At 60.4% G+C, this 19155-nt stretch carries 15 protein-coding genes; 5 read left to right on the top strand and 10 right to left on the bottom strand.

Going from position 1 to position 19155, the window contains the following annotated elements:
* Positions 1 to 102: 102 nt before the first annotated feature.
* From mnmG to ACT6QH_RS07895, 4 genes are all read left to right on the top strand, one after another.
* Complete coding sequence (mnmG, locus tag ACT6QH_RS07910; protein ID WP_444974268.1) at positions 103 to 1995, top strand: tRNA uridine-5-carboxymethylaminomethyl(34) synthesis enzyme MnmG; 1893 nt, start codon at positions 103 to 105, stop codon at positions 1993 to 1995.
* 72 nt (positions 1996 to 2067) lie between these two features.
* On the top strand, positions 2068 to 2733 hold the full coding sequence (gene rsmG, locus ACT6QH_RS07905) for a 16S rRNA (guanine(527)-N(7))-methyltransferase RsmG (RefSeq protein WP_444974267.1): 666 nt from the start codon (positions 2068 to 2070) through the stop codon (positions 2731 to 2733).
* Positions 2734 to 2880: 147 nt separating this feature from the next.
* Entirely contained in the window at positions 2881 to 3738 is an 858-nt protein-coding gene (locus ACT6QH_RS07900; protein ID WP_444974266.1) for a ParA family protein, read from the top strand.
* Positions 3739 to 3797: 59 nt separating this feature from the next.
* Positions 3798 to 4697, top strand: a complete 900-nt coding sequence (locus ACT6QH_RS07895; RefSeq protein WP_444974265.1) for a ParB/RepB/Spo0J family partition protein — start codon at positions 3798 to 3800, stop codon at positions 4695 to 4697.
* A gap of 315 nt (positions 4698 to 5012) precedes the next feature.
* Here the strand turns inward: ACT6QH_RS07895 and ACT6QH_RS07890 are convergent, their stop codons facing one another.
* Positions 5013 to 5480 carry a Ros/MucR family transcriptional regulator gene (locus ACT6QH_RS07890; protein ID WP_444974264.1) on the bottom strand — a complete coding sequence of 156 codons (468 nt, stop codon included), beginning with the start codon at positions 5478 to 5480 and terminating at the stop codon, positions 5013 to 5015.
* A 602-nt stretch (positions 5481 to 6082) separates the two neighbouring features.
* Between ACT6QH_RS07890 and recR the strand changes: the two genes are divergently transcribed.
* Positions 6083 to 6688, top strand: a complete 606-nt coding sequence (gene recR, locus ACT6QH_RS07885; protein WP_444974350.1) for a recombination mediator RecR — start codon at positions 6083 to 6085, stop codon at positions 6686 to 6688.
* A 13-nt stretch (positions 6689 to 6701) separates the two neighbouring features.
* Here recR and ACT6QH_RS07880 read toward each other — a convergent pair whose 3' ends face one another.
* From ACT6QH_RS07880 to ACT6QH_RS07840, 9 genes are all read right to left on the bottom strand, one after another.
* Complete coding sequence (locus ACT6QH_RS07880; RefSeq protein ID WP_444974349.1) at positions 6702 to 7895, bottom strand: cytochrome-c peroxidase; 1194 nt, start codon at positions 7893 to 7895, stop codon at positions 6702 to 6704.
* A 430-nt stretch (positions 7896 to 8325) separates the two neighbouring features.
* Positions 8326 to 9174, bottom strand: a complete 849-nt coding sequence (gene nadC / locus ACT6QH_RS07875; protein ID WP_444974263.1) for a carboxylating nicotinate-nucleotide diphosphorylase — start codon at positions 9172 to 9174, stop codon at positions 8326 to 8328.
* 14 nt (positions 9175 to 9188) lie between these two features.
* Positions 9189 to 10763 (bottom strand): L-aspartate oxidase, encoded by a 1575-nt coding sequence (locus ACT6QH_RS07870; protein ID WP_444974262.1) that lies wholly within the window; start codon positions 10761 to 10763, stop codon positions 9189 to 9191.
* Positions 10760 to 11734 carry a quinolinate synthase NadA gene (nadA, locus tag ACT6QH_RS07865; protein ID WP_444974348.1) on the bottom strand — a complete coding sequence of 325 codons (975 nt, stop codon included), beginning with the start codon at positions 11732 to 11734 and terminating at the stop codon, positions 10760 to 10762. Before nadA ends, ACT6QH_RS07870 begins: the two co-directional genes overlap by 4 nt.
* A 146-nt stretch (positions 11735 to 11880) precedes the next feature.
* Positions 11881 to 12840, bottom strand: coding sequence for an NUDIX hydrolase (locus ACT6QH_RS07860; RefSeq protein ID WP_444974261.1), 960 nt, complete (start codon positions 12838 to 12840; stop codon positions 11881 to 11883).
* 148 nt (positions 12841 to 12988) lie between these two features.
* Positions 12989 to 14020, bottom strand: coding sequence for a diguanylate cyclase (locus ACT6QH_RS07855; protein ID WP_444974260.1), 1032 nt, complete (start codon positions 14018 to 14020; stop codon positions 12989 to 12991).
* Positions 14017 to 14583, bottom strand: a complete 567-nt coding sequence (locus ACT6QH_RS07850; RefSeq protein ID WP_444974259.1) for a chemotaxis protein CheB — start codon at positions 14581 to 14583, stop codon at positions 14017 to 14019. The genes ACT6QH_RS07855 and ACT6QH_RS07850 overlap by 4 nt, the downstream gene beginning before the upstream one ends.
* A gap of 4 nt (positions 14584 to 14587) precedes the next feature.
* Positions 14588 to 15463 carry a CheR family methyltransferase gene (locus ACT6QH_RS07845; RefSeq protein WP_444974258.1) on the bottom strand — a complete coding sequence of 292 codons (876 nt, stop codon included), beginning with the start codon at positions 15461 to 15463 and terminating at the stop codon, positions 14588 to 14590.
* A complete protein-coding gene (locus ACT6QH_RS07840; RefSeq protein ID WP_444974257.1) occupies positions 15445 to 19095 on the bottom strand; it encodes a response regulator in 3651 nt (1216 codons plus the stop codon). The genes ACT6QH_RS07845 and ACT6QH_RS07840 overlap by 19 nt, the downstream gene beginning before the upstream one ends.
* Positions 19096 to 19155: the final 60 nt, after the last annotated feature.

Raw genomic sequence — 19155 nt, 5'->3', positions numbered from 1 at the left:
CTATGCCGTGAAAGCATGAATCTGCCCGCTATGCCTTGACGCCGCCGTTAAGAAGGCGTTTCCAGAAGGGGAAATTTCCGCCCTTCGGGACGCCGTAAAACCATGACCATCTCTGCCTCTTTCGCTGCTTATGACGTGCTTGTCGTTGGCGGCGGCCATGCCGGCTGTGAAGCTGCCGCTGCTGCTGCGCGGCTTGGCGCGCGCACGGCTCTCATCACTCATTCGGCCGCTAGCATCGGCGCCATGTCCTGCAACCCGGCCATAGGCGGGCTCGGCAAGGGCCATCTGGTGCGTGAGATTGATGCGTTGGATGGCTTGATGGGCCGGGTCGCGGATCAGGGCGGCATCCAGTTTCGCATGTTGAATCGTCGCAAGGGTCCGGCCGTTCGCGGGCCGCGGGCGCAGGCTGATCGCAAGCTCTATGCCCGCGCCATGCAGGCGGCTTTGGCGGAGCAAGACAACCTCACCATCATTGAAGGTGAGGCGGCAGATCTGATGAGTGCAGAGGGGCGCATCACCGGTCTGCGTCTGGCAGATGGGCGGGAACTGGCCTGCGGTGCTGTGGTGCTGACCACCGGCACATTTCTGAATGGCCTGATCCATCTGGGTGAAGAAAGTTGGCCCGCCGGGCGAATTGATGAGAAGCCCTCTCTCGGGCTCTCTCCTGCCCTTGCGTGTCTGGGGTTCAATCTCGGTCGGCTGAAGACAGGTACACCGGCGCGGCTGGATGGCCGTACGATTGATTGGGCCTCGCTTGAGATGCAGCCCGGTGATGAACCACCGGAGCCATTCTCTGCGCTTACCACGCGCCTGCCGAACCCGCAGGTTGAATGTGGCGTGACGCGAACGACCGCTGAGACCCATGAGATCATCCGCGCCAATCTGGGTCGCTCGGCCATGTATTCCGGCCGCATCTCCAGCACGGGCCCACGCTACTGCCCCTCCATTGAAGACAAGGTGGTGCGATTTGCGGATCGGGATAATCACCAGATCTTTCTGGAGCCGGAGGGGCTGGATGACCATACCGTCTACCCCAACGGCGTCTCCACGTCCCTTCCGGCTGATGTACAGATAGCCTTTCTGCGCTCCATTCCGGGGCTTGAGAAGGTGGAGATCATTCGTCCGGGCTATGCCATCGAATATGACCATGTAGACCCTCGTGAGCTGGAACCCACGTTGGAAACGCGCCGGGTGAAGGGACTGTTTCTTGCTGGGCAGATCAATGGCACCACAGGCTATGAGGAAGCCGCCGCGCAGGGCCTGCTGGCCGGGCTGAATGCGGCGCGGCGCGCAAGTGGAGGAGAGGGCGCGGTGTTTGACCGTGCAGAAGCTTATCTGGGTGTGATGGTGGATGATCTCGTCACACGCGGGGTGAGTGAGCCCTATCGCATGTTCACCTCGCGTGCGGAATATCGCCTCACCTTGCGGGCTGATAATGCGGATCAGCGGCTGACAGCCCGTGGGCAGGCGCTGGGTCTCATCGGGTCGGTGCGGACAGCGCATGTTGTGGAACGGATGGCGCATCTGGATGAAGCTCGCCAATTGGCGCAGAGCCTGTCGGTGACACCTACGGAGGCGGCGCGCGCGGGCCTCAATGTGAATAAGGATGGCCAGCGCCGCACGGCCTTCGATCTGCTCGCCTACCCGGATATCGACATGGCGCGTCTTGTCACGCTGTGGCCGGAGCTTTCCACCCTGCCCCCGGCCATTTCCGAGCAAGTGGAGATTGATGCAAAATATGCGGTCTATCTGGCACGGCAGGCCGCGGATATTGCTGTCTTGCGACGCGATGAAAACCTCATGCTTCCTGAAGATCTGGGCTATGAAGAGCTGCCGGGTCTCTCCAATGAGCTGAAGCATCGTCTGGTTCAGGTGCGGCCACGCACCATTGGTCAGGCGGGACGTATGGAGGGCATGACCCCGGCCGCGCTGACTTTGCTGGCGACCTATGCGCGGCGTCATGCGCGGGATGATGATGAGGCGGCGGCCAGTTGAGTCTGGCGCGAACAAACAGGGGTTCATGGCACAATGGCAAAGGTGGGTGCAGGTTTCACAGCCACAGGAGAGATGCGGGGCAAGGATGCCATCGCACAGCTTGTTTCACGTGAAACATTCGCCCGGCTTGAAATCATCGCCGAGCTGCTGGTGAAATGGCAGAAGACCATCAATCTGGTGGCTCCCGCTTCTCTGCCGGATTTGTGGTCCCGGCATATCGGTGATTCGCTCCAGCTTGTGCCACAGGTGCCGGATACTGCTCTCAAATGGGTGGATCTTGGCTCTGGTGGGGGCTTCCCCGGTCTGGTGATCGCCGCTGTTCTGGCGGAGCGCGAGGGCGCTCGTATTCATCTTGTGGAAAGCGATACCCGCAAGGCGGCCTTTCTGAGAGAGGCCACGCGCCTCGCCAGGCTGCCTGTTGATGTATATGCCCAGCGCATTGAAGCCGTTGCAGAGCGCCTTGCACCGGGCACGCATGTGGTGTCTGCCCGTGCTCTGGCCCCCCTGCCCCGGCTGCTGGATCTGGCTCGTGCCTTTCTGGCTGAGGGGGCAATTGGCCTTTTTCACAAGGGCCGGGATGCCGAACTTGAATTGACCGAAGCGCGTAAAGGCTGGACACTGGATGCTGAATTGACGCCCAGCCTCAGCGATCCGGAGGGACAGATTCTCGTCATTCGGGCAGCGCAGCAATTTGCCAACCCCAATGGGGAAGCATGGAGGGGCAAGGGCAAAGGCTGAGTAATCGGGCTGAATCCATGCAATGTGCATGGACCGCCGCTTTTTTCGGTTTTGCAGCCATATGCTGTTGTTTCATTTCATCTGGCCGACAGCATCGGCACGGATGATACAGGACGGGTCGATAGCGATGCGTCGGGGATCATGACCATGACAGACCAGAACAGTGCCCCTTTTTCTGGCTCCGCTACGGGGCGTGGATCGGTGCGCCCGAGGGTTCTGGCTCTTGCCAACCAGAAGGGTGGTGTGGGCAAAACCACGACAGCCATTAATCTGGGAACGGCGCTGGCTGCCATTGGCGAGAAGGTGCTGGTGGTGGATCTGGATCCGCAGGGCAATGCCTCCACCGGGCTGGGCGTTGAGGCGCGGGAGCGCAAGCTCATCAGCTATGATGTGCTGATGGGAGATGTGACAATGCGTGAAAGCATTGTCACCACATGTGTGCCAGGCTTGAACCTGGTGCCCGCCACTCAGGATCTCGCCAGCTTTGAACTTCAGATTTCCGGTGAGAAGGACAGGAATTTTCGCCTGCGCAACGCGCTGGAAGTGCTGGCGCGCGATGGGCAAGGCCCCCAGTTCACCTATGTGCTGGTGGATTGTCCCCCTTCCCTTTCTCTTCTTACACTCAACGCCATGGTGGCGGCGGATGCCATTCTGGTGCCTCTACAGTGCGAATTTTTCGCGCTTGAGGGGCTTTCTCAGTTGCGCAGCACGGTGATGCAGGTTCGGGCTGCGCTTAATCCGCGTCTGGATATTCAGGGTGTGGTTCTCACCATGTTCGACAGCCGAAACAAGCTGTCCGTTCAGGTGGAAAAGGATGTGCGCGAGGTGTTCGGCGCCAAGGTGTATGAGACCATGATCCCGCGCAATGTGCGTTTGTCCGAGGCGCCTTCCTATGGCAAGCCAGCCTTGTTGTATGATCTGAAATGCGCAGGCTCTCAGGCTTATCTGCGGCTGGCGTCGGAAATTATCCGGCGCGAACAGGCCCTGCGGGCCGCAGTGGCCTGAACCAAAATGTGCGCCGCCCCGTTAAATGGGTGGCTGAAGACGAGACAGGATTAAGAAGAATGGCGGATGAACCGCGTTCCCGGTTGGGCCGGGGGCTTGCTGCACTGATTGGCGAAATTGACGACACGCCGGATATGGGCCGCCCGGAGCAGGGCCATAGCGGTGCGCCTCGTCGTTTGCCCATTGAGCATGTACACCCCTCCCCGCGTAATCCGCGTCGTGCTTTCATGGAAGATGGGCTGGAGGATCTCACGGCCTCTATCCGTGAAAAGGGTATCATTCAGCCCATCGTTGTGCGCGCGCTGACGATGCCGGATACGTTTGAGATTGTCGCGGGTGAGCGGCGCTGGCGTGCAGCCCAGCGCGCGGGCCTGCACGAAGTTCCGGTGGTGTTGCTGGATCTGACCGAGCGTGAAGCGCTGGAAGTTGCCATCATCGAAAATGTGCAACGCGCAGATCTCAACCCGGTTGAAGAGGCGCAGGGCTATGAATCCCTGATGGAAGAGTTTGCCTACACTCAGGCGGATCTGGCTAAGGTGATCGGCAAAAGCCGTAGCCATATCGCCAATACGCTGCGTTTGCTGAAACTGCCGAGTGGGGTCAAATCCTATCTGGAGGATGGCCGGCTGACAGCTGGACATGCACGCGCTTTGCTGGCCCATGATGACCCGGAAGGGGTTGCCCGGCAGGTGGTGGAACAGGGCCTGAATGTGCGCGATGTGGAAGCGTTGGCGAAGGTGCGCAATGCTGTGGAAACGGGCGCACCGAAGGCCTCTGCACGCGGAGGCAAGGCAAGTGGCGCGAAATCTGCAGATATTCTGGCACTTGAAAAACGTTTGACTGATGCCCTTGGCATGACGGTCTCTGTGGAGAGCAAGGGCGAGAGCGGAGAATTGCGCCTGAAATATCAGAGCCTGGATCAGCTGGATGAGATTTTATTGCGTCTTGGCGTGCTCTGAGATGCGGTGAAACATCTGTTTCAGCCGTAAAACCAACAGGCCGCGTTGCATGTCACATCATGCGCGCGGCTTTTGTATGGAAGGTGTGGTGGAGAGTGGCGGGGATCAGAAGGTGAGATTGCTCCGGTCTCGACGTTCGCATCGCCTATTCGCGAGCCTGGCGGCGAGACCGGGTGACAATATCAATATGTAGAATTGTATACAAGCATTCAGTGTATACACACCAACCCGTTTCAGGAAAATTCGGGGTAGTGAGGAGCCATATGTGGCTCTGATACGCATGCGTGACAGCCATGGGCTATCCGTGTGCATTTTTCAGTCTTCAGCAGCCTTGCGACGAACAGGCGCTTTTTTGGGGGTGGGGGCGGCTTTCTTGCGGCTCTGGCCAAGGCCCATATTCTTCGCCAGTTCAGAGCGTGCCGCAGCATAAGCTGGCGCAACCATGGGATAATCCTTCGGAAGGCCCCATTTTTCGCGATAGGCATCCGGGGTCATGCCATAGCTGGTGCGCAGATGGCGCTTCAGGGATTTGAACTTCTTCCCGTCCTCCAAGCAAATAATATAATCTGGCGTCACAGATTTCTTGATTGGCACAGCAGGCTTGAGTTCTTCAGCCGGCGGGGCGGAAGGCGTGCCGAGCTGACCAAGGGCCCGATGAACTGACTCAATAAGAGCAGGAAGATCATTCGCCGCGACACTATTGTTGCTGACATAGGCTGCGACAATATCCGCAGTGAAATCAATATGGTTCGACGCTTGTGGGTTGGGTGCAGATTCGCTCACGGAAGCCCCTTTCTGCTTGTTCGTTACCGCGAAAGACGGATCAGCATTGAAGCTTGACATCTGAGTAAAGCATTCAAGGCCTCAGTATTGTCCTATATCAGACCCGAAATGCGTGACAATCCAAACTTCAAAAAAGTGGGCAATAAATGAGCTGTGCTGCTTCAAATTTTCGAGTAGCCACAAATCTCAGGCCGGTGAGTAGCAAATGCTTTCAAGCGTTTGTGATCGGCGACTTGCATTGCAACACACCGCCTGGCGCCTTTTACTGATAGTTTTGATGGCATCATGCAACCATTTGGTGTTTATTCTGATGCATTGAGGCATATCAAACATTTGTGAGCCAAGCCTCTGGCGCAAGTTTCATCTGTACCATGGCACCTTGAAATTAAAGGAAAAGTGGCGTGCTGGCTGTTGGCTGAAAGCTTTCAGAACACAGGATGTTCTGAAAGTCTTGATGTTGCATTGCAGAACTTGGGTCACTGTCACAGGCGTGTGTGCGAGCCTGGAGATATTTGTCCGGCGCATTGCAGCGAAGGGCCGCAAGAGGCTACATCAGGGCATGGCCGGCTCTGGTTGCCGGTGGGAAGTGATTGTTGCCATCCATGCCTCGCGCCATTGCCGGTCCAGAGATTGAACGTCTCATCCAGTTGCTGGCCCGTCTTCCGGGTCTGGGGCCGCGCTCGGCGCGCCGGGCGGCCTTGCATCTCATCCGCAAGCGGGAGGGGCTGATGGACCCGCTCTCCCGCGCCATGGCTGATGCCTTGGAGAAGATTGTGGAATGCCGTGTATGCGGCAATATTGATGTGTGTGACCCCTGCACGGTGTGCAGCGATCCAAACCGCGAGAAAAGTCTTCTGGTGGTGGTGGCTGATGTCGGCGATTTATGGGCTCTGGAGCGCGCCGGGGTGCTGAATGCCCGCTATCATGTGCTGGGCGGCGTACTCTCGCCTCTGGATGGCATTGGCCCGGAAGAACTGAATCTCTCCACTCTGGTGGAGCGGGTCAGTCAGGAAGCTATCCGTGAGGTGATCCTGGCGCTGGGCGCAACAGTCGACGGACAGACAACGGCCCATTATGTGACGGATCTTCTGCGTGAACTGCCCGTGAAAGTCACCCGGCTGGCGCAGGGTGTGCCTGTCGGTGGGGAACTGGATTATCTGGATGAAGGCACGCTTTCGGCGGCCATTCGCGCACGCACCCAGATGTAACGGTCGGGCCGCGCTATTCTTGCTCCAGAAGATGTTCGTACCGCTTGTCCGTGAGCGTTTTCAGAAAGGCGACAAGGGCATCAATCCGCCGGTTGTCGAGCGCGGGGCCGGTCTGCAATTCCTTCAGTGAGATATTCTCTTCCACTTCTGGCGACGCAAATGTTTCGCCGGTTTCCGGGTTGATGCGCCGGGCTGGATTGCGCGTATTGTAAGTGTTGTAGAAGAGAATGACGGTGCGCAGATCCTTGAACACTCCATTGTGCATATAGGGGCCGCTGACAGCCACATTGCGCAATGTCGGCACCTTGAAGCGCCCGGCCTGAGCGGCTTTTTCCTCTTCCGGCACATTGGGGTTCTGCGCCAGTCCCATATCGCGGCTTTCAGGCCGCAGGCCGGCGGCCGCACGGGCGATGGTGTTTTTCGGCACGCCAATATTGTGAAACTCGTAATTGGAGAAAGTTTCCTCCTTCTCTCCAACGCGTTTGCGTAACTGGTGGCAGAGATTGCAATTGGTGAACTGCCTGGAGAAGAACAGCAAACGGCCCAGTTCTTCCTGATCTGTCAGCTTTTCCTCGCCGCGCAAATAGCGATCATATTTTGAATCGAAGGGCGCAAATGCTGCTGTTTGCTCAAAAGCGGCGATAGCTTCGGTCATCGCGGTATAGGCGGCATCGGGGTTATTCAGCGTGGCAGGGCCATAGAGTTTGCCGAAAGCGGAAACATAATCCGGGTTTTCCTTCAGCCGTTCCACCACGCTGGCCTTGTCCGGCATGCCCATTTCCAGAGGGTTGAGCGGGGGCCCGCCGGCTTGTTCTGCCAGGTCACGTGCGCGTCCATCGAGAAACTGGCCGCCGTGATAAAGGCCGGGCTTCGAGGATTTGCCAAAGGGTGGGCTAAAGCGAGCATAGCTGGCTGTGGGCGCGTTGCGATCCCCGAGAGATGTGCCATCGTCTCCGAGAGAAACAGCCTTGCCGGCGTTTTCTGTTTCCCGTGCATCCACAAATCCAATATCCGGCATATGGCAGGTGGCGCAGGCCTGGGTGCGGTTTCTGGACAGATTGGTGTCGAAGAAAAGCTGTTCGCCCAATGTTTCAAGCCCGGCCTGGCGTGTTGCATCTTCCGTCTGGGGGGCATTGGCTGCGGTTGCCACATCTGGCAGGGCCAGCAGGAGAGTGAGGGGCAGAGCCAATGTGCAGGCGGAAAACATGCGGGCAAAGCTCCGGCCGGAGGCCGGATGCCGCCCGGCGGGGCGCAGTTTCACGGTTCGTCTCCTGCATCGCCGGGAAGAAAGCGTGCTAGGGCGAGCCAATCAGCTTCAGGCTCTGCACTCTCCGGCAATGGTTGTTATTTCAGCAGCCATGAAGCGCTTCTTGTGCGCCATGTACAAATGGAAAAGGCGGGAAACGAGCCTGATAACAAATGATTGGAACAATTCCAGATTGGGCTGAGGATATTGCGTAGCGCTTGACGCACGGAATGTGTTGCGCTGGGGGAGTTCATCAAAATAATCCGTATAAAAGTATACAAACATACTTAACTCTGTAAGTATCTGTTTCTAAACTAAAAATATCGTATTTGCAGGAGTGGAAGCACTGTCGTGCAGGCCTGCCATTGCTGAAAACAGCAGGCCCGTTAGTTCACGCAGCATCCAGACCAATATCGAGAATGGGGGCGGAATGGGTCAGCCAGCCCACGGAGATGAGATCCACCCCTGAGGCGGCGATGGCCGGTGCGCTCTCCAGATTCACCCGGCCGGAGGCTTCAGTAATCATACGCCCGCTTACCATGGTGACAGCCTGGGCCAGCAGGTCCGGTGTCATATTGTCGAGCAATACAGCGTCCACACCCAAACCCAGAAGTTCATCCAGCTGGGCGAGTGTATCCACCTCCACTTCAATCTTCACCATATGGCCAGCATGGGCGCGCACGCGGGCCACAGCCTCACCGACAGAGCCGGCAATGGCGATGTGATTGTCCTTCACCAGAACAGCATCATCGAGGCCGAAACGGTGGTTGGAGCCACCTCCGGCCCGCACCGCATGCTTCTCCAGCGCCCGGAGGCCGGGTGTGGTCTTGCGGGTGCAGACAATCTGCGCCTTGTGTCCTGCCACGGCCTGCACCAGTCCGGCGGTGGCCGTGGCGATGCCGGAGAGATGGCACATCAGGTTCAGCGCGGTGCGTTCCGCTGTCAGCAGGCCACGGCCGGGGCCTTCCACCTGGGCGATCACGGCGCCGGGCACCACGCTGGCACCGTCTGCCAGAACCGGGCGAAAGGCAATGGAGGGGTCCATCAAGTGAAAGGCCAGCCGGGCGCAGTCGAGCCCGGCCACTACGCCATGCTGGCGCACGACCAGATCCATGCCGGTGCTGTAATGGGCCGGCACGATGGCATCGCTGGTGATGTCGCCGGCTCGGCCCAGATCTTCCAGCAGTGCGGCGCGGACGATGGGCTCCACCATGATTTCAGGGAGCGGGCTCAAATCCATTTTGGGAAGGTCCGTCAGTTGGTCTGGTCGAGGGAGGTGGAAGCAGGCGCAGAGCGGGCTTCGAGCGTGAGGGCCGCAGTGCGTGCGGCGGCAAGCGTGATGCGGGAACGGCGGGTTTCAGCCAAAGTGGGAAAATCCGTACGGAAATGTCCTCCCCGGCTTTCTTCCCGTTGCAGGGCGCAGAGCGCCATCATCAGGCCCACAAGTGCGGGGTCGCTTGCCGGTCTGCTCTGTTCGGCCAGCGGTAACAACTCACGCACGGCCGCAGTCAGCCCATCGGCATGGCGCAGTACGCCAAGATGACGGGAGAGAATGGCCCGCGCTGGGGCCGGATCTGCCGCGGGGGGGATTTCACCCAGAACGCGACGTGCCGGCGCAGGCATGGCGATGCCGGCAATATCCTGCGCCACCCAGCGCCCGCACACCACGGCTTCCACCAGCGAATTGCTGGCGAGCCGATTGGCCCCATGCAGTCCGGTGGAGGCAACTTCACCACAGGCCCACAGGCCCTCTACAGTGCTGCGGCCGCGTGCATCAACGGCAATGCCGCCCATATGGTAATGTGCTGCCGGGCGGATGGGGATGAGATGCGTCTCCGGGTTGATGCCGGCTTCAGCGCAGGCTGCTGAAATGGCGGGAAAGCGCGTGGCGAAACCTGTGCCCAGACATGTCCGGGCATCCAGAAAGACCTGTTCGCCCTGTTGAAGCTGTGCCCAGACGGCACGGGCCACCACATCGCGCGGGGCAAGTTCCGCACCGGGAATACCGGCCATGAAACGCTCGCCTGCGCCATTCACCAACAAGGCCCCTTCCCCGCGCACCGCCTCGCTGATGAGCGGCGTGCGCCGGCCTTCCATGCCGGGCAGCGCCAGAGCGGTGGGGTGGAACTGCACGAACTCCAGATCCGCCAGCTCCGCTCCAGCGCGGGCCGCCAGCGCAAGGCCCATGCCGAAGGAACTGGCAGGGTTGGTGGTGTGGGTGAACAGTGCCCCTGCCCCGCCGGTGGCCAGCACCACCTGCCGTGTGCGCAGAATGGCGCCTTCTGCGGCTCCGGCCAGCATGACGCCGCACAATGCGCCATCCATAACCAGAAGCCGGCGCACATCCACATGCTCCAGTATGGTAATGGAGGGGCAGGCGCGCACGGCTGCGGTCAGCGCTCGCACCGCCTCGCGGCCGGTACCGTCACCATGGGCGTGAACGATGCGGTGGCGCGAATGCGCCGCTTCCAGCCCCAGCGCCAGCGCGCCACCAGCGGTGCGGTCAAACGCCGTGCCGATGTGCTGAAGCTCTTCAATGGCCTGGGGTGCACCGGACAGAATGCGTTCGGCCATGTCGCGATCGCACAGGCCAGCCCCAGCGGCCAGCGTATCGGCCAGATGCAGAGCTACGCTGTCATCATCAGCCATGGCGGCGGCCATGCCGCCCTGTGCCAGCGGGCTGGAGCCATCCTGTTCAAGCGCCCCTCTGCTCAGCAGAACCACGGGGCGCGGTGCCAGAAACAGCGCCGCCGAAAGCCCCGCCAGCCCGGCTCCGATGATGACGGGCTGGCCGTGGAGCGCCGAAAGGGCCGGGTGGGCGGATGTCATATCGCCAGCATCCGTTCAACGGAGAGGCGCGCCTTCTCGCTGGTGCGCGGGTCCAGCAGCACCTCGTGGGTGTTGTTTTCCAGCGCGGAGCGGATATTGGCGAGCGTGATCTTCTTCATGTGCGGGCACAGATTGCAGGGGCGCACAAAGTCGAGATCGGGATATTTCACCGCAATATTGTCGCTCATCGAGCATTCGGTGAGCAGCACGACGCGGGAGGGGCGCTTCTCGCCCACATAATTGGCCATGGCGGCAGTGGAGCCGGCAAAGTCCGCCTCGGCCACCACTTCCGGCGGGCATTCGGGATGCACCAGCACGGTAACGCCGGGATTGGCTTCGCGCAGATCTCGCACATCCTGCGGGGTGAAGCGCTCATGCACCTCGCACTGGCCGGCCCAGGTGATGATCTCCACATCGGTCTCGGCCGCCACGTTCCGGGCCAGATACTGGTCCGGCAGCATGATGACCTTTGGCGCGTTGAGGGAGTTGACCACCTTCACCGCATTGCCGGAGGTGCAGCAGATATCGACTTCCGCCTTCACATCGGCGGAAGTGTTCACATAGGCCACCACCGGCACACCGGGATGGGCCTCGCGCATGAGGCGCACATCGGCGGGAGTGATGGAATCGGCCAGCGAGCAACCGGCAGCGGCATCGGGGATGAGAACCGTCTTGCCGGGGTTCAGCATCTTGGCGGTTTCAGCCATGAAATAGACGCCGGCGAGCACGATCACATCGGCATCCACATTCATCGCCTCGCGGGCCAGTGCCAGGCTGTCGCCGACAATATCTGAGACGCAGTGGAAGATTTCCGGCGTCTGGTAATTGTGCGCCAGGATCACCGCATTGCGCTCGCGCTTCAGGCGGAGAATAGCCTCCACATCATCGGCGAACAGCGCCCAGTCGGCTGGCGGGATAACCCGGCTCACGCGCTCATACAGCTCAGCCGTACGGGCGAACGCCGCCGGCATGGAGGGGGCGGAGGCCGGCGCAGAGCGTGCTTCCGTGCGGATGGGGGCACCCGTCGAAGCGGGGCGTTCGATGACATTGACAGGCATATCTTTATACTCACATTGAGCATATATTTTTTATATACTCATTTTGAGCATTGCATCTGTCAAGTGCGTGCGAGCGGCAATTTTGTGCCCACCAGTGCCCGTTCGGCCAAAATGGCACTGCGGAAGCGGAAGAGTTTTGCAGGTCTTCCAATTGTTTCGGAGGTGGTTTCGCCGGTTTCTTCCACCAGCTCCTGGGCCTCCATGAGCCGACGAAAATTTTGCTTGTGAACGGTGCGTCCGGCTAGCGCCTCTACGCAGCGTTGCAATTGCAGCAGGGTGAAAGTGGGAGGCATCAGCTCGAATACGACCGGACGATATTTGATTTTCGCCCGCAGCCGGGCAATGCCGGTGGCCAGAATGCGCCGGTGATCGGCGATCATGTCGAGGCCGGGCACCTGCGGGGCGGCCTCTTTCTCTCGGCATGCGGAGGCTGTTTCCGCCCCCTCCCCGCGCCAGCTTTCGGGCACGAGGCCGGCCTCGTAAAGCAGTTCATAGCGCTGAAGGGTCAGTTCTTCATTCCAGGGGTGATCGTCCAGCGCGAAGGTTACCATGATGCGTTGGCGGCGTTCTTCCCGCACGCCCTGGCTGCGGGGGGCCTGCGCCCATATGGCCAGAGCCGGGGCAATCATTTGGGAGATGAGATCCGGTGGCCCTGCACGGTGGTCTTCCCACGGGAAATAATCATACCAGCTGCGCCAGCCGGCTTCAGCGTCATCCAGTGCGCGGGTCAGGCCCAGATAGCTGATGGAGATGGTGCGCTGGGCGCTTTGCTCCCCGGCCCTGTCCTTGTCGGCGAAGGTATAAAGCTGTTCCACATAGCCGAGCGGATGGTGGGTTTTTTGCTCCACCCAGTCTCGCAGGCCGGATTGTAACGAGCGATGTTCCAGCTCGAAGGGGCCGCTGGGCAGTGCCTGCCCATCCTTCAGGGTCATCACCCGAGGCGCACCAGCGGTGACGGCCGCCAGCACGGCAATCAAATCCACGGAAATGGAATGCGAGGGCCGTGAAGGTCTGGGCACGTCTGCTCCTTGTGGCAGGGCCGGCGCGAAGCGTGAAACCGGAGGAATTATGCTCAGTTAGCACTCTCCTGTTGCAGACGGAAGAGGCCGGCCGGCAAGGGGGCCCTCAAGGGTGCCTGCATGGAAGGGGGCAGAAAGCGAGCCTGTTTCAGCCCGTCGCATTCCGGCGGGGTGCTTCGGGCAGATGCGCCATTTCCACCTTGCCACGCCCGGCTTTCTTGGCCTGATACATGGCGGCGTCAGCCAGTTGCACCAGATCCGAATCCGATGTGGAATGTCTAGGATACAGCGCAATGCCAATACTGGCACTGATACGGACTGTCAGGCAGGTGTCACCCAGGGTGAGAATATAGGGCAGATCCAGCGCCGCGCTGAGGCGTTCGCCCTGTTTCACTGCAATATCTTCTTCCTGAAGATCCCGCATGATGACGGCGAACTCGTCGCCGCTTAGCCTCACAGCATAATCCTGATAACGCAGATTGGCGCGCAGGCGTTCAGCAATGGCGCACAAAAGGGCATCCCCGGCTGCATGGCCATGGGTATCATTCACCTTCTTGAAGCCGTCTATGTCGATATAGAGCAGCGCGAAGGACTGGGAGGTTTGCGCAGTCTGCGCGATAGCGCGGGAGAGCTGCTCCGCGAACAGAATGCGGTTGCCCAGCCCCGTCAGCGCATCGTGGGTGGCCATGTGGCGGATCTGCTTTTCGACCCGCCGGCGCTCCTCGATTTCGATTTCAAGCTGGCGGTTGCGTTTTTCCAGCTCTTCCATGGCCGCGCGCAGCCGCATCTTGGAAATATGCAGCTCCAGAAACACCGTGACCTTGGAGAGGAGCACGGCATCATTTATGGGCTTGGCGATATAATCCACCGCCCCGAATGTATAGCCCTTAAGCCGGCTAATATCATCAAGATAGGCGGCCGTGACAAAGACAATGGGAATATCGCAGGTGTGCGGCTCATTATTGAGCAGCGAAGCCACCTCGAAGCCATCCATGTCGGGCATCTGCACATCCAGCAGGATGAGCGCAAAACGATGATCCAGACACAGGGCCAACGCCTCATTGCCGGAGCTGGCCTCATGGATTTCAGCATGCACCGGCGCGAGCAGACGGCGCATGCTGGCGAGATTGGCGGCGACATCATCAACCACAAGAATCTTCGGGCGGGGTTCTTCGGTCATGACTGGCACAGCCTGTTGAGATGGTCGGCAAGGTCTGCAATGGGGGCGCACACATCAGCCCCTGCAATGTTGATCGCAGCTTGCGGCATGGTCTTGAAGGCGGCTTCCTGGGGGCTTTGCACCAGCGCCATACCGCCTTTCCGGCGCACTGTGGCCAGCCCTGCGGCACCATCCTCGCTGGCGCCGGTGAGCACCAGCGCTGCGAGACGCCGGCCATAGGCCGTGGCGGCGCTTTCAAACAGAATATCAATGGCGGGGCGGGAGAAATGCACTTTCGCATCCACGGAGAGGGAAAAACGGAGGCTGCGCTCGACTTGCAGATGATAACCGCTTGGCGCGATATGAACCATACCCGGTGTCACCTGTTCGCGCTCACGCGCCAATTGCACGGGTAGTGCACAATGAGGAGATAATATATCTGCCAGCAGATCGGGGCCTTGTGAACCAATATGATTCACAATCACCACCGCGAAGGGCGGATTTTTCTCCAATCGTGAAAGCAGGGCCTGCAAGGCGGCCGGCCCGCCGGCGGATGCGCCGATCACGATGGCGGTGGGGCGCATGGCGTCACTCGCCGCTTTTCTTCAGGCGGTAGATGCGGGCCTCGCCATCCACCGGGCGAAACCGCATTTTAGCCGGGCTGAAATCAAGATTTTCCCGTGTGCCGATACACACGAAGCCGCCGCGCACGAGGCTCTGGGCAAACATCTCCAGAACCTTGTTCTGCAACGGATTGGTGAAATAGATGAGCACATTGCGGCACAATATGAGATGCGCCTCGCAGAAGACGGCGTCTGTCACGAGATTGTGCTGGGCGAAGGTCACGCGGGAGATCAGCCGCTCATCCAGTTTCATCAGATCATAGCGGGCATGGTAATATTCGGAGAAGCTGCCAGTTCCGCCTGCCGCCAGATAACGTGCGGCTGCCTCGCGGGCATCGGCAAGCGGAAAGATGCCATCGCGCGCCGTGGCCAGCGCCGCCGCTGACATATCTGTGGCATAGATGCGCGCGCGCTCATACAGCCCGGCTTCCTGCAACAATATGGCCAGCGAATACACCTCCTGCCCATGGGCACAGCCCGCCTGCCAGATATTGATGGCCGGATAGGAGGCGAGCACGGGGAACACCTCCTCCTTCAGGGCGCGGAACACGTGCGGATCGCGGAAGAATTCCGAAACCGGAACCGACAGGCCGGAAATCACATCACCCAGCCGCGCCGGCTCATGCAGGATACGCGCTGTGAGATGGGTGATGGTGGGCGCCGCGAAAATGTGCATCAGATTGCGCACGCGCCGGGTGAGCGACGCCCGGCTATAGCCGGAAAAATCATAGCCATAGCCGCGATGAAGCGCACTGACGAACAGATCCATTTCGATCTCTTCCAGCGCTGCGGGGCTTTCGGGCAGCATTGCAGATGCCTCCATCATCTTGGCGGCAGCCATGCGCGGATCATGGAAAGCAGCTTGGGCACATCGACGGGCTTAGCCAGATAATCACTGGCGCCGGAGGCCAGGCATTTCTCGCGGTCATCCTTCATGGCCTTGGCGGTAAGGGCGATGATGGGCAGCTTGGCATGGGCGGGGTTCTTGCGGATTTCGGTCATGGCTTCATAGCCATCCATCACCGGCATCATGATGTCCATAAGCACGATTTCCACATCCGGCTGGGCGTCGAGCTGGGCGATGGCCTTGGCGCCATCCTGCGCCAAGCTCACCTCCAGCCCCTTGCCGCGCAACACCTTGGCCAGAGCGTAGATGTTGCGCATGTCATCATCCACGAGCAGCAGCTTGCGGCCCTTGAGGTCTCCATCCGGGTCCATCGGCACGGCATGGATCTCCTGCCGCACGGAATGCAGGAACAGGCTCACCTCATCCAGCAGGCGCTCGGGTGAGAGCGCGCCCTTCACCACGATGGAATCGGTGAAGGCTCTCAGTTTCATGCTTTCTTCGGCAGTCAGATCCCGGCCGGAATAGACCACGACAGGCACCTGTTGCCCGTCTGTGGCGAGGGCCTCCAGGAAATCAAAGCCCGACATGCCGGGCAGGCCGAGATCCAGAACAATGCAGTCGAAGGGCAATGGTGAACTTTCCCTGCCCCCCTGCCCGATCAGCTCCAGCGCTTTCTCGGCGCTGTCGGCTTCCACCATTTCCACCTGTTCGCCGCTCAGCAGCTTGCGCACGGCCAGGCGGGAGGTGGCGTCGTCATCCACCACCAGCACCCGGCGCAAATGATCGGGCGAAAAATGGGTGAGCAGCGCCAACGCGTCATTCAGCGCCTCGGCGGTCACCGGCTTGGTGAGGAAGCCCACCGCGCCCAGATCCCGCCCGCGCCGCTCCTCATCCAGAGCGGAAACGAAATGCACCGGAATATGGCGCGTGGCCGGGTCCGCCTTCAGGCGGGAAATCACCGTCCAGCCATCCATGCCGGGCAGCATCACATCCAGCAGAATGCCCGTGGGCTTGTGGGCGCGGGCCAGTTCCAGCGCGCTCACGCCGTCTCCGGCGGCCAGGGCCTTGTATCCCTTGCGGCGCACCAGATTGACCAGAGTGCGGGCGAAGGCGGGGTCATCCTCAACAGCGAGAATGATGGTGTCACCCTTCTCCAGCGTAGCGCGGTCATCCTCCACATCGAAGACGGGGGTGGGGTTGGCGATCTGGACCGCGGGAGCGGCGGGAGGCATGAGGGCCGGCGTTTGCGTTGTGGGAGCGGTGCTTGCTCCGCCCTGCCCTGTCGTGCTGGCAGAGGATGCCCCCTCGCCTACCGGCACGCTCAGACGGAAGGTCGAGCCCGCACCCGGCGTGCTCTGTACGGTCACATCGCCGCCCAGTAGGCGGGCCAGGCGCAGGGTGATGGCCAGCCCCAGACCAGTGCCGCCAAACTGGCGGCGGGTGCTGGAATCCACCTGCTCGAACGCCTGGAAGATGAAATCCTTCTTATCCTCGGGAATGCCGATGCCGGTATCCGTCACCTCCACATCCAGCATCTTGTCGGCGGCCCCTCTGGCGAAGGTGACGCGCACCGAGCCCTGTGTGGTGAACTTGAAGGCATTGGAGAGCAGATTGTTGGTGATCTGTTCCAGCTTGCCATCATCGGTGATGATCTGCGGCGGGGCGTCAGGGGCGATGGAAACCGTGAAGTCCAACCCCTTTTCCTGTGCGACATGGCGGAAATTGCGTTCCATCCGCGCTGCAATGGCGGGAATGCTCACCGGCTCGCGCACCACATCCATCTTGCCAGCCTCGACCTTGGAGAGATCGAGAATATCATTGATGAGCCGCAGCAGATTGGTGCCCGAGCCATGAATGATATTGGCGGCCTCGATTTCCTCGTCATCCAGATGGCCGGCGCGGTTTTCCGCCAGATCATGAGCCAGGATCAGCAGGCTGTTGAGAGGCGTACGCAGCTCGTGGGACATATTGGCCAGAAACTGGGATTTGTACTGATTGGCGCGGGCCAGATCATCCGCGCGGGCTTCAATCTCCTGGTTCATGTCCTCCAGTTTGTGCTTCTGCGTTTCCAGTTCTTCCGATTTGTGGCGAAGCACCTCGTTGGAGCTTTGCAGTTCTTCAGCCTGTACCCGCAGCTCTTCTTCAGAGGCGGCCAGTTTCTGGGATTGCTGCTGCAACTGCTCATTGGTGGCGCGCAATTCCTCCTGCTGGGTGCGCAGCTCTTCTTCCGCCACCCGCAGCTCGTTGGTCTGGCGCTGGGTCTGTTCCAGAAGTTCGAGGGTGCGCACGGCGCGGGTCAGGTTTTCCAGCGAGAGGGCGGCCATTGGCGCCACTTCATTCACCAGCGCCTGGCGTTTGCCGCTGAAGGGCTCGAAGGCGGCAAATTCCATGACGCCCAGAAGCTGCCCCTTATTGACCAGCGGAATGGCGAACACAGCAGCCGGTGTGGCTTCCCCGGTACCGGAATGGATGGTGATGTAATCATCGGGCACGGGAGAAAGCAGAATGGGTGTCCGGTTGCGCGCGCACTGGCCCACCACGCCTTCGCCCAGCCTGTAGCTGGTGGTGACATGCCGGCGCGCCTTGTAGGCATAGGTGCCGGTGAGGTTGAGTTCCTTCTTCTGCGCATCAAAACTGTAGAACACGCCCACCCCGGCATTGAGGCTGGGGGCCAGCTCATCCAGAAGGTTGCCGGCAAAATTTTCGACATCTTCTGTGGCTTGCAGGCGAGAGGAAAGGCTGGCTGCGGCAGTCTTCACCCAGTTGGCTTCGTAGGTTTCCTGTGCCATGGCACGGAACACGGCCAGAGCCCGGCCGATGATGCCCACCTCATCCCGGCGCTCCGTATAGGGCACTTCAATGGTGTGATCGTGATTGGCGAGCCGCTCCATCAGATCAGCCAGATGGCGCAGGGGCCGGCCGATCAGGCGGGAGGTGAGATAGAGCGCGCCAATGCCTGCCAGAAGCACGGCCAGCAGGGCGATGGCGTCAATCCAGACCACAATATTCTGCGCCCGCTCCAGCTTGATGCGGGAGGTGCGCAAAATGGTGTCTGCCGCATTGTTCATCTGATCCAGACGGGCGAGAATGGCGCGGCTGCCGCCGTCTCCGGCTTCATTTTGCAGGAAGGCCTGAAGAGCAGGCCCCTCCCCTTCAATATTGCCCTGCATCCGTTTGCGGGCCAGCGTGACCATGGAGAGGGCCACCGTGTCGGACCAGCGATCATTGATCTGCGCGGCCTGATGAACAAATTCGCGCAGCGCGGGCAGGTTGTTCGTGGCATTTTGTAGATTGGTGATGGAGCGGGCGACTTCCAGATCCGCTGCCTGCAAGCGGGTGTCGAGAGCTTCCGGCCGGGTGAAGGTGGCCTGAATCAATTCCGCCTGGCGCTGGTTGATGGCGCGGGCGGTGGTGTTGCTCATCTCCACATAGCTCACCAGCTCATCGGCCTGTTTCTGTGCCAGGCCGGCCAGATAGAGGGTGAGGGTGTTGGCCCCGAGCAGCAGCAGGAAAAGGCTGACCAGAATGACAATCAGGCTGCCAAACTTCCATTGCAGCGGCAGGTTCGCCAGCCATGAGCTGCGCTTTGTCTGGCCGGGGGCCTGTGCGCCTGCATTGTCCGTCATTGTTCTGCTCCTGCCGTGGGGCTGTGTGGCCTGTCGCTGAACGTCGCCCGGCCTCGTGCT

It is taken from the genome of Haloleucobacter albus, assembly GCF_052492075.1.
This window is presented reverse-complemented; position numbering and strand designations above follow the sequence as displayed.

Excerpts from the sequence above, each read along its gene's own strand:
- rsmG (WP_444974267.1), top strand. The coding sequence starts at position 2,068 with ATGCGGGGCAAGGATGCCATCGCACAGCTTGTTTCACGTGAAACATTC.
- mnmG (WP_444974268.1), top strand. The coding sequence starts at position 103 with ATGACCATCTCTGCCTCTTTCGCTGCTTATGACGTGCTTGTCGTTGGC.
- ACT6QH_RS07900 (WP_444974266.1), top strand. The coding sequence starts at position 2,881 with ATGACAGACCAGAACAGTGCCCCTTTTTCTGGCTCCGCTACGGGGCGT.
- ACT6QH_RS07845 (WP_444974258.1), bottom strand. The coding sequence starts at position 15,463 with ATGGCTGCCGCCAAGATGATGGAGGCATCTGCAATGCTGCCCGAAAGC.
- ACT6QH_RS07855 (WP_444974260.1), bottom strand. The coding sequence starts at position 14,020 with ATGACCGAAGAACCCCGCCCGAAGATTCTTGTGGTTGATGATGTCGCC.
- nadC (WP_444974263.1), bottom strand. The coding sequence starts at position 9,174 with ATGGATTTGAGCCCGCTCCCTGAAATCATGGTGGAGCCCATCGTCCGC.
- nadA (WP_444974348.1), bottom strand. The coding sequence starts at position 11,734 with ATGCCGGCGGCGTTCGCCCGTACGGCTGAGCTGTATGAGCGCGTGAGC.
- ACT6QH_RS07880 (WP_444974349.1), bottom strand. The coding sequence starts at position 7,895 with ATGTTTTCCGCCTGCACATTGGCTCTGCCCCTCACTCTCCTGCTGGCC.
- ACT6QH_RS07850 (WP_444974259.1), bottom strand. The coding sequence starts at position 14,583 with ATGCGCCCCACCGCCATCGTGATCGGCGCATCCGCCGGCGGGCCGGCC.
- ACT6QH_RS07895 (WP_444974265.1), top strand. The coding sequence starts at position 3,798 with ATGGCGGATGAACCGCGTTCCCGGTTGGGCCGGGGGCTTGCTGCACTG.
- recR (WP_444974350.1), top strand. The coding sequence starts at position 6,083 with ATGCCTCGCGCCATTGCCGGTCCAGAGATTGAACGTCTCATCCAGTTG.
- ACT6QH_RS07840 (WP_444974257.1), bottom strand. The coding sequence starts at position 19,095 with ATGACGGACAATGCAGGCGCACAGGCCCCCGGCCAGACAAAGCGCAGC.
- ACT6QH_RS07870 (WP_444974262.1), bottom strand. The coding sequence starts at position 10,763 with ATGACATCCGCCCACCCGGCCCTTTCGGCGCTCCACGGCCAGCCCGTC.